Source organism: Variovorax sp. GW821-FHT09D04 (assembly GCF_059416405.1).
In genome coordinates, this window is record NZ_JBWKPA010000001.1 from 817,924 (window position 1) to 828,212 (window position 10,289).

Below are 10,289 nucleotides of genomic sequence, written 5' to 3' on the forward strand. Positions count from 1 at the left end.
CAAGAAGGCGCCAACATGCCAAACACCGTCGCACAACAACAACCGTCGCGCTCGAAGATCTCGGTCAAGGACCTGAACTTCTACTACGGCAAGTTCCACGCGCTCAAGGGCATCAACCTCGAGATCCCCGAGAACAAGGTCACGGCCTTCATCGGCCCGTCGGGCTGCGGCAAGTCGACCCTGCTGCGCACCTTCAACCGCATGTTCGAGCTGTACCCCGAGCAGCGCGCCGAAGGCACCATTGCGCTGGACGGCGAGAACCTGCTCACGTCCAAGCAGGATGTGGCGCTGATCCGCGCCAAGGTCGGCATGGTGTTCCAGAAGCCCACGCCGTTCCCGATGTCGATCTACGACAACATCGCCTTCGGCGTGAAGCTGTTCGAAAATCTCTCGGCCAGCGAAATGGACGACCGCGTCGAGTGGGCCCTGAAGAAGGCCGCCCTGTGGACCGAAGTGCGCGACAAGCTGCAGCAAAGCGGCTCGGGTCTCTCCGGCGGCCAGCAGCAGCGTCTGTGCATTGCACGCGGCATCGCGATCAAGCCCGAAGTGCTGCTGCTCGACGAACCGTGCTCCGCACTCGACCCGATCTCGACAGCGAAGATCGAAGAGTTGATCGCCGAGCTGAAAAACGAGTACACCGTGGTCATCGTGACCCACAACATGCAGCAAGCCGCCCGCTGCAGCGACTACACCGCCTACATGTACCTCGGCGACCTGATCGAGTTCGGTGCCACCGAACAGATGTTCTTCAAGCCGCAGCGCAAGGAGACCGAGGACTACATCACCGGCCGCTTCGGTTGAAGTCAAAGGAAACACCATGACCGAGAAACACCTTTCCAGCCAGTTCGACAGCGAACTCAACGGCGTCTCGTCGCGCGTGATGGAGCTCGGCGGCATGGTCGAGTCGCAGATTCACCAGGCCGTGTACGCCCTGCTGCAGTTCGACGCCGAAGCCGCCGACCGCGTGATGGAGACCGAGCACCGCGTCAACGCGATGGAGATCGAGATCGACCGCGAGCTGTCGTCGATCATCGCCCGTCGCCAGCCCACGGCACGCGACCTGCGCCTCTTGATCGCCATCAGCAAGACCACCGCCAATCTGGAGCGCGTGGGCGACGAGGCCAACAAGATCGCGCGCATGGTCAAGTCGATCATCGAGAGCGGATCGGCCCGCCAGCTGCCCACCACCGAGCTGCGCATTGCCGCCGACCTGGCCTCGAACCTGCTGCGCACCGCGCTGGACGCCTTCGCGCGCCTGGACACGGCCGCCGCGCTGTCGATCCTCAAGGACGACGACCTCATCGACAAGGAGTTCGACGGCTTCGTGCGCAAGCTGGTCACCTACATGATGGAAGACCCGCGCACCATCTCCGCCAGCCTGGACCTGCTGTTCCTGGCCAAGGCCATCGAACGCATCGGCGACCACGCCAAGAACATCGCCGAGTTCATCATCTACATCGTCAAGGGCGCCGATGTGCGGCACACTTCGATGGAGGAAATCGAGTCGGCATTGCAGTGACGACCGTCGCCGCAAAGACTCCCCATAACGCATGAAGAAACCAAGAGTCCTGATCGTCGAAGACGAATCCTCGATCGCCGAGCTGATCGCCGTCAACCTGCGCCACAACGGCTTCGAGCCGATCTGGTCCGAAGACGGTGCTGCTGCCCAGCGTGAAATCGACGCCTTCCTGCCGGACCTGATCCTGCTCGACTGGATGCTGCCGGGCCAGAGCGGCCTGCAGCTCGCGCGCCAGTGGCGCAAAGACCCGCGCACCAAGGCCATCCCGATCCTGATGCTCACGGCGCGCGGCGATGAGCCCGACAAGGTCGCCGGCCTCGATGCCGGTGCCGACGACTACATCACCAAGCCGTTCTCCACCCAGGAAATGCTGGCGCGCATCCGCGCCGTGCTGCGCCGCCGTGCGCCCGAGGTGGTGACCGAGCGTGTCGAGATCGGCGAACTGGCCCTCGACACCTCCACCCACCGCGTCACTTGGCAGGGCGGGGCGCTGAAGGTCGGCCCGACCGAGTTCAAGCTGCTGGCCTACCTGATGCAGCATGCCGAGCGCGTGCACAGCCGCGCGCAGCTGCTGGACAAGGTGTGGGGCGACCACGTCTACATCGAGGAACGCACGGTCGACGTGCACGTCAAGCGCCTGCGTGAGTCGCTGGGCGTGGCCGCGCCGATGGTGGAAACCGTTCGCGGAGCGGGTTACCGGCTGACGGCCCAAGTCACGGTGTGAGCAGCGCCGTGAGCCTCGGCGGCGGGCGCGGATAATCGCCCGCCATGCCTTTTCGTATTGCTACGTTTTTAATAGCGTCCCTCGTAATTGCGGCGGGCGCTGTCGGCCTTTTCGGCTGGAAGTACGGCTGGCTGGGCGCCTGGCTGGGCGCGGTGCTCTGGCTGGGCTTCGATGCCTGGCGCGCCGAACGCCTGCTGCGCGTGCTGCGCAACGACGCGGCCGGGCTGCCGTCGCGCGGGCCGGGCGTGTGGGGCGAGCTTTCGGAGCGCATCCGCAAGCTGCTGCGCGACCGCGAACAACAGACCCGGCAGGCCGAAGACCGGCTGCAGGAGTTCCTGGCCGCGATCCAGGCGTCGCCCAACGGCGTTGTGCTGCTCGACGAGCAGGGCCGCATCGAGTGGTGCAACCAGACGGCGGCGGGCCAGTTCGGCATCGATGCCGAGCGCGACCTGCTGCAGCACCTGGCGAACCTCGTGCGCGACCCGGCGTTCGTGGCCTACCTGGCCTCGTGGAACTACAGCCGCGACGTCGTCATCGATGCGCCCGGTCTCGTGCATGCACAGCATCGCGGCCATCCGGTGCGGCTGTCGGTGCAGGTGCATCCCTACGCCGGCAACCGGCGCATGCTGCTCACGCGTGACATCACGGCGCTGGAGCAGGCCGAGGCGATGCGGCGCGACTTCGTGGCCAACGTGTCGCACGAGATCCGCACGCCGCTCACGGTGCTGGCGGGCTTTGTCGAGACGCTGCAGAACCTGCCGCTGGATGCCGACGAGCGCACGCGCTACCTGTCGCTGATGGGGCAGCAGTCGCATCGCATGGAAACGCTGGTGAACGACCTGCTGACGCTGTCGCGGCTGGAAGGCAGCGCGGCGCCGTCGGGCAACCAGTGGGTGCGCATGCGCGCGCTGCTGGCGCAGTGCGAAGACGAGGGGCGTGGCCTGTCGGGCCGGCTCACGCCGCAGGGGCACCGGCTCACGTTCACGTCCGAGGCCGAGTCCGAGCTGTCGGGCGCGCCGACCGAACTGCAGAGCGCGATGTCGAACCTCGTGAGCAACGCCATCCGCTACACGCCCGGCGGCGGTGAGGTGGTGGTGACCTGGCGGGTGCTGCCTGACGGGCGCGGCGAATACGCCGTGCGCGACACGGGGCCGGGCATTGCCGCCGAGCACATTCCGCGGCTCACCGAGCGCTTCTATCGCATCGACCGCAGCCGCTCGCGCGAAACCGGCGGCACGGGGCTCGGGCTGGCGATCGTGAAGCACATCGCGCAGCGCCACGGTACCGAGCTGCGCATCGAAAGCACCGTGGGCAAGGGCAGCCGCTTCGCGCTGCTGTTCCCGGCGACGCGCGTGCGCGAAGCGCGCGTGATGACCAAGTAAGCGAGTCGCGTGGCCTTCAGCGGGCCCGCGCCTTCATCGTCCAGCGCAGCAGCGCGACGAACAACAGCGCGGTGAGCGCCAGCGCCGCGGCGCTCATGAGCCAGAAGGCCAGTGGCGACTGCATGGCCGGCCACGGCCCCAGGCCGCGGTAGGCCAGCAGGTAGCTGCCGCCCAGGCCCATGCCCCAGAGCATCGCGCAGTAGATGACCAGCGGCGCCAGCGTCACGCGGTAGCAGCGCAGCACGAAGACGCACAGCGTCTGGAACGCATCGGCGATGTGATACAGCGCCACGGTGGTCAGCAGCGCCGCCGCCATCGCGATCACGGCGGGGTTGTCGGAGTACACGTTGGCGAGTTGCGTGCGGAACACGGCCATCGCGCCGGCATAGAGCAGCGCGAACAGCGCGGTGAGCTCGAAGCCCAGCCGGCAGGCATGGCGCGCCCGGACGGTGTCGCCGGCACCGAGCCAGAAGCTCACGCGCGCGCTGGTTGCGATGGCGAGCGACAGCGGCGTCATGTAGGCCACGGCCAGCAGGTTCGAGGCGATCTGGTGCGCGGCCGCGGCCGCGGTGCCCAGGCGCGCGATGAAGAGCGCCATCAGCGTGAACGAGGTCACTTCCACCAGCACCGCGAGGCCGCCGGGCACGCCCAGCCGCGCGAACAGTCGGATCTGGCGCCAGTCGGGCGCCTCGATGCGCTCCCACAGCTGGTAGCCGCGGTAGAACGCGCCGTGGCGCAGCAGCCAGACCGCGCAGCCGAGCATGGCCCAGTTCACGCACAGCGTGGCCCAGGCGCAGCCCACCAGCCCCATCGCCGGCAGGCCGGCGCCGCCGAAGGTGAACCAGACCGACAGCGGCAGCTTCACGAGCAGCGAAGCCAGCTGCAGCCAGGTCACGAGCTTGGGCTTGCCCAGGCTCTGGTTCAGCGTGCTGAAGAGACGAAAGAGCAGGGCGGGCGCCAGCGCAAAGGCCAGCACCGCGAGGTAGGCCTCGACCTCGCCGCGCATGTCGGCGGGCACCTGCGTCCAGCGCAGCGCGGCGCCGGGCAGCAGCAGCACGGTCATGCCGACCACGACGGCGATGGCTGCGAGGTAGAGCGACTGGCGCACCGAGCGGCCGATCTCGCTGCCCCGGTTGGCGCCGTGCAGTTCGGCCCACACCGGCAGCAGCGCCTGCAGCACGCCCATCAGCGAGACATACACGCTGACGAAGATGGCGGCGCCCACCGACAGCGCGGCCAGTGCGCCTTCGGAATAGCGGCCCGCGATGATGGTGTCGGCCACGCCGAAGGCCATCACGGCCAGCTGGCCGATCAGCACCGTGCCGGCGTGCCGTGCGATGAGTCCGCGTTCGTTCCCGTGCGTGCTGCTGCTCACGGGTCAGCGCACGATCTTTTCGTAGAGCAGCAGGTCGTCCGCGGGGCTGCTGGGACGGCGCAGGGTGCCGCTGAAGCGCCACTGTTCCAGCGGGATGATGGTGTGCAGCCGCTCGATGGTGTCGGGGCTCACGAGCAGCCACGGGCAGTCGTTGCCCAGCAGCAGCGGCTGCAGGTTGAGGTTGCCGTGGTGGCGCAGCGCCGCGACGTGCGGCCGGCTCAGCGCCAGCTCGGCGACGCAGCGCGGATGGCCGATGCGCTCGGTCACGGCGCGCACCTGCGGGACGTAGCTGCGCGCGTAGTCGATGGACGGCAGCCACAGCGTCATCAGCAGCATCCAGCACAGCGCGGTGCCGCCGGCCGGCAGCACCAACGTCTTCCAGAGCGCGGCGCGATGGCGCCCGGTGCGCCAGCGCACCAGCCAGCACCAGGCCAGCGTGGCGGCCAGGGCGAGCACGAAGGCGACCGGCGAGAACTCGGCCACGAAGCCCGGCACCAGCCGCGCCACGCTGGCGGCCGGCTTGCGCGGCGCGCCGGTCAGCATGGCGATCCAGTACATCCAGCCGAGCACGGCCAGGCCGCTGAAGAACAGCACGTTGAACCAGTCGATCAGCGCCGCGGCGCTGCGCCGGAAGGTCGGCAGCGCGAAGGCCGCCAGCGTGGCGAAGGCGGGCAGGGCCAGCAGCAGCGAGCGGTCGGAGAAGTCGGTGGTCCAGGTGGCGGCCAGCGGCACCAGCGCGAACCACAGCGGCAGCGCCACGTGGCGCTCGAGCCACTGGCGGCGCCAGCGCCAGAGGGTCCAGATCGCGAGCGGCCAGACCGGCCAGGTGAACCACAGCAGCAGCTTGGCCTGGCTGCGCACGTCGGACAGCAGCGAGTGGCCCAGCGTGATCTTCCATTGCGCCAGGCCCAGGCCGAAGACCAGCGCGGCGGCCAGCACGGTGATGCCGAGCATCGTCAGCAGGGCGGGCAGGGTGAAGCCGGGGCTCTCGTCGTCGCTGTAGCCTTCCGCTGCACGGGTGGCGCGCTGGTGGCGTTCGTAGGCCATGTACACGGCGCTGCCGATCGCCAGCGCGAGGCCGACCGTCGGCCCGCCGCTCAGCGTCATGCCGAGGGTGCCGACCACGAGTGCGATCACCGGGCCGACGCGGCGGTAGGGCAGTGCGGCGACGCCATAGAACAGGTGCGAGGCGAAGTACAGCTGCGCCAGCGCGGGCGTGGTTTCATGCCCCAGCTGGGCCAGGCCCAGCGAGGCGATCAGCGCCAGCAGGCCGCCATCGGCGATGGCGCGGGCGTAGTCGGTCGGGCGCGCCTCGCCGCCGAAGGCAAAGGCCACGGGCTGCGCGCGCGGGGTGCGGGCGAGGTAATAGACGGCGTACCAGGTCGCGGTGAAGGTGCCCCACAGCATCAGCGCGAACACGAAGCGCACGGCCAGGTCGGGGTTGACCCACGACGGGGCGAGCTGGATCGCCCAGGCGCCGATCCAGTACGGGATCAGCGCGGGGGTCTCGGGGCGCATGCCCAGAAGCAGCGGGTCGAACCAGCGGGCGATGCCCTCGGTGCTGCGGGCCAGCTCGGCCATGTAGCCGAAGGCCGTGATGTCGGCGCTCTTCCAGGGGCCCCGGCCGAGCAGGCCCGGCAGCAGGTAGGCTGCGCACAGCAGCAGCAACGCGACGCGCGGCAGCCGGCGTACGGCATTCTGGGCAACGATCGCGGGGGTCGGCTGGTTCAAGGGCGAGGCGGAAGAGGCGAAGGGGTGATTGGAAAGAAAAAGGGCAGCGCGGTAAACCGGGCTGCCCTCGACGCCAGAGCGCGTGCCTGATTACTTGGCAGCGGTCTTGCCGAAGCGGTTGCGGAACTTCTCGACGCGACCACCCATGTTGTCCACCGACTTTTGCGTGCCGGTGTAGAAGGGGTGCGATTCGCTCGTGGTGTCGAGCTTGAACAGGGGCAGCTCGCGGCCGTCGTCGGTCTTGCCCATTTCCTTGGTGTTCGCGCACGAACGGGTCACGAACTTGAAGCCGTTCGACATGTCGACGAACAGAACTTCGCGGTAATTCGGGTGGATGCCTTCTTTTGCCATGGTGTTTCCTTTTGCGCTGTTGGAATCAATGCGCGGTCGATGCGAGAGCCACCAGCGTGCCAGCAATCTGGCGCGCCGCCCTGAGGTCTTGACGTGAAGTGAAGGCCAAGGAAGCCGGGCGACGTGCCCAGCCGCACTTTTCGCGGAGCCCATGATTATCGCATACTGCCCCAATTGCGAGCAAACCGGGCCCTCCCATGACTTCTACACCCCTTCGCGCCGGCCTTGTCGGCTACGGTTTCGCCGGCCAGACCTTCCACGCGCCGGTGCTCTCGGCCGTTCCGGGACTCGAACTGGCGGCCGTGGCGAGCTCGCAGCCGCACAAGGTGCATGCCGACTGGCCCAGCGTGGCCGTGGTGCCCGACGTGGCGGCGCTGGTGGCCCGGGCGGACATCGACCTCGTGGTGGTGGCGACGCCCAATGCCCAGCATCATCCCGTGGCCAAAGCGGCGCTGGAGGCGGGCAAGCACGTGGTGGTCGACAAGCCTTTCACGCTCGACGTGGCCGAAGCGCGAGAGCTCGAGTTGTTGTCATATCGCAACAATCGCGTGCTCTCGGTCTACCAGAACCGGCGTTTCGACGCCGATTTCCTGACGCTCCAGCAGGTCCTGGCGTCTGGCGATCTGGGGCGCCCGGTGTACCTGGAGTCGCATTTCGACCGCTTCCGTCCCGAGGTTCGCGAGCGCTGGCGGGAGCAGCCTGTGCCGGGCGCGGGCCTGTGGGTGGACCTGGGTTCGCACCTGCTCGACCAGGCCGTGCAGCTGTTCGGTCGGCCCGACACGCTGCAGCTCGACACGGCCGCTTTGCGCGACGGCGCGCGGGTCGAAGACTATTTCCACGCCGTGCTGCGCTACGAGAGCGGCCCTCATGCGCCTTTGCGCGTGGTGCTGCACGCCACGACGCTCGCGGCCCATGCGGCGCCGCGCTACATCGTGCACGGCACGCGCGGGAGCTACGTCAAGCACGGCGTCGACACGCAGGAAGACGCGCTGCGCGCCGGCCAGCGGCCGCCGGCGGAAGGGTGGGGGGGCGATCCGCTCGACGGCGAACTCACGCTGACGGGCAGCGACGGCGCCCCGCACTTTCGCGCGGTGCCGATGCAGGCCGGCAACTACGTCGCCTACTACGCGGCGGTCCGCGATGCGATCCTCGGCAAGGGGCCCAATCCCGTGCCACCCGCGCAGGCCGTCGCGCTGATGGAACTGCTCGACATCGGCCGCCAGAGCGCCGCCGAAGGCCGCGCCATCCGCATCGAGCGCCCATGAAAAAAGCGCGTTGACCCGTGAGGGCCAACGCGCTTTTGCGGAAGGGCCTGACGCTCAGCCGCCGCGACGCATCATGTCGAAGAACTCGACATTGGTCTTGGTCGCCTTCATGTTCTTGAGCATCAGCTCCATCGACTCGATCTCGTCCATGTTGTACATGAGCTGGCGCAGGATGCGGGTCTTCTGCAGGATCTCGGGGGCCAGCAGCAGTTCCTCGCGGCGCGTGCCGCTGCGGTTGAGCTGGATCGAGGGGAACACGCGCTTTTCGTACAGGCGGCGGTCCAGGTGGATTTCGGAGTTGCCGGTGCCCTTGAACTCTTCGAAGATCACTTCGTCCATGCGGCTGCCGGTGTCGATCAGCGCGGTGCCGATGATGGTCAGCGAGCCGCCTTCTTCCACGTTGCGCGCGGCGCCCAGGAAGCGCTTGGGACGCTGCAGCGCGTTGGAGTCGACACCGCCGGTCAGCACCTTGCCCGACGAGGGTACGACGTTGTTGTAGGCGCGGGCCAGGCGCGTGATCGAGTCCAGCAGGATCACCACGTCCTTCTTGAGTTCGACCAGGCGCTTGGCGCGCTCGATCACCATTTCGGCGACGTGCACGTGGCGCGCTGCGGGCTCGTCGAAGGTCGAAGCAATGACTTCGCCCTTCACCGTGCGCTGCATTTCGGTCACTTCTTCAGGGCGCTCGTCCACGAGCAGCACCATCATGTGCACGTCGGGGTAGTTGGCGCTGATCGCGTGGGCGATGTGCTGCATCATCACCGTCTTGCCGCTCTTGGGCGGCGCCACGAGCAGGGCGCGCTGGCCTTTGCCGATGGGGGCGATGATGTCGATGATGCGGCCGGTGAGGTTCTCTTCGCCCTTGACGCCTTCGCGTTCCAGCTTCATCTGTTCCTTGGGGAACAGCGGCGTCAGGTTCTCGAACATCACCTTGTGCTTGTTGGCTTCGGGTGCGCCGTCGTTGACCTTGTCCAGCTTGGTCAGTGCGAAGTAGCGCTCGCCGTCCTTGGGCGTGCGCACTTCGCCTTCGATCATGTCGCCGGTGTGCAGGTTGAAGCGCCGCACCTGGCTGGGCGAGATGTAGATGTCGTCGGTGCTGGCCGTGAAGCTGGTGTCGGGGCTGCGCAGGAAGCCGAAGCCGTCGGGCAGGATTTCGAGCACACCGTCGGCGAAGACCTGTTCGCCGGCCTTGGCGCGCTTCTTGATGATCGCGAACATCAGCTCTTGCTTGCGCATGCGGCCGATGTTTTCGATCTCAAGCGCCTCAGCCTGCTTGAAGACTTCAGACACGTGGAGTGCCTTGAGTTCGTTTAAGTGCATGGAACGACCCCTGGAGGGGTAATCGAATCGGGAACGGGGGGAGGTTTGATGTGGGGCAAGAACTGCCTCACGAACCGGGGAACTCGAACCGGTTGCCTGATGAAAGGCCCGGTGAACTGAGGGCGATTATGACAGGAAAATCGCCCCGGCCAACGCATTGCGCGCTGGCCGGAAGAAATGCATCAGGCGAGTTGCTGGTCGATGAAGGCCGTGAGTTGCGCCTTGCTCATGGCGCCGACCTTGGTGGCGGCCAGCTGGCCGTCCTTGAACAGCATCAGCGTGGGGATGCCGCGAATGCCGAACTTGGCGGGGATGTCGCGGTTCTCGTCGACGTTGAGCTTGGCGATCTGCAGCTTGCCTTCGTAGGTGGCCGAGACTTCGTCCAGGATCGGGGCGATCATCTTGCAGGGACCGCACCATTCGGCCCAGTAGTCGACCAGAACCGGCTGGCTGGACTTGAGCACGTCGGCCTCGAAGGAAGAATCGGAGATGTGTTTGATCAGTTCGCTGGCCATGTGATGTGTCCTTGTGCGCAGAGAGAGTTTCGGTGCAGCTAAAGTGCTGGTCATTGTGACAGAAACCAAGGGGTGACGTGCCATGCGGCCCGGCTATGGCGGCGATA

The 10,289-nt window shown here is 67.2% G+C and carries 10 protein-coding genes; 5 read left to right on the forward strand and 5 right to left on the reverse strand.

The window, feature by feature from the left end; translation table 11 throughout:
* The first annotated feature begins 15 nt into the window (after window positions 1-15).
* The 4 genes from pstB to phoR are packed head-to-tail and all read left to right on the forward strand — an operon-like array spanning window position 16 to window position 3,625.
* Window positions 16-801 carry a phosphate ABC transporter ATP-binding protein PstB gene (gene pstB, locus AC07O4_RS03740; protein WP_056580144.1) on the forward strand — a complete coding sequence of 262 codons (786 nt, stop codon included), beginning with the start codon at window positions 16-18 and terminating at the stop codon, window positions 799-801.
* Between the two features lie 16 nt (window positions 802-817).
* Window positions 818-1,519: a phosphate signaling complex protein PhoU gene (gene phoU / locus AC07O4_RS03745; protein ID WP_062473142.1), complete on the forward strand. Its 702-nt coding sequence runs from the start codon at window positions 818-820 to the stop codon at window positions 1,517-1,519.
* A 31-nt stretch (window positions 1,520-1,550) separates the two neighbouring features.
* Window positions 1,551-2,243: a phosphate regulon transcriptional regulator PhoB gene (phoB, locus tag AC07O4_RS03750; protein WP_062473140.1), complete on the forward strand. Its 693-nt coding sequence runs from the start codon at window positions 1,551-1,553 to the stop codon at window positions 2,241-2,243.
* A gap of 44 nt (window positions 2,244-2,287) precedes the next feature.
* Entirely contained in the window at window positions 2,288-3,625 is a 1,338-nt protein-coding gene (gene phoR, locus AC07O4_RS03755; protein WP_185993558.1) for a phosphate regulon sensor histidine kinase PhoR, read from the forward strand.
* A gap of 16 nt (window positions 3,626-3,641) precedes the next feature.
* Here phoR and AC07O4_RS03760 read toward each other — a convergent pair whose 3' ends face one another.
* The 3 genes from AC07O4_RS03760 to AC07O4_RS03770 form a co-directional block, all read right to left on the reverse strand.
* Window positions 3,642-5,000 carry an MATE family efflux transporter gene (locus AC07O4_RS03760; RefSeq protein WP_492727247.1) on the reverse strand — a complete coding sequence of 453 codons (1,359 nt, stop codon included), beginning with the start codon at window positions 4,998-5,000 and terminating at the stop codon, window positions 3,642-3,644.
* A gap of 3 nt (window positions 5,001-5,003) precedes the next feature.
* Entirely contained in the window at window positions 5,004-6,731 is a 1,728-nt protein-coding gene (locus AC07O4_RS03765) for a hypothetical protein (RefSeq protein WP_492741478.1), read from the reverse strand.
* Window positions 6,732-6,821: 90 nt separating this feature from the next.
* Complete coding sequence (locus AC07O4_RS03770; RefSeq protein ID WP_056580149.1) at window positions 6,822-7,082, reverse strand: type B 50S ribosomal protein L31; 261 nt, start codon at window positions 7,080-7,082, stop codon at window positions 6,822-6,824.
* Between the two features lie 197 nt (window positions 7,083-7,279).
* On the opposite strand from AC07O4_RS03770, the gene AC07O4_RS03775 reads away from it, so the two are divergent.
* Window positions 7,280-8,347: an oxidoreductase gene (locus tag AC07O4_RS03775; RefSeq protein WP_492741479.1), complete on the forward strand. Its 1,068-nt coding sequence runs from the start codon at window positions 7,280-7,282 to the stop codon at window positions 8,345-8,347.
* Window positions 8,348-8,401: 54 nt separating this feature from the next.
* On the opposite strand, the gene rho is transcribed toward AC07O4_RS03775, so the two are convergent.
* Window positions 8,402-9,667: a transcription termination factor Rho gene (gene rho, locus AC07O4_RS03780; RefSeq protein ID WP_062473130.1), complete on the reverse strand. Its 1,266-nt coding sequence runs from the start codon at window positions 9,665-9,667 to the stop codon at window positions 8,402-8,404.
* Window positions 9,668-9,849: 182 nt separating this feature from the next.
* The gene (gene trxA / locus AC07O4_RS03785) at window positions 9,850-10,182 is read right to left on the reverse strand and encodes a thioredoxin TrxA (protein WP_042578306.1); all 333 of its coding nucleotides are present in this window, start codon (window positions 10,180-10,182) and stop codon (window positions 9,850-9,852) included.
* Window positions 10,183-10,289: the final 107 nt, after the last annotated feature.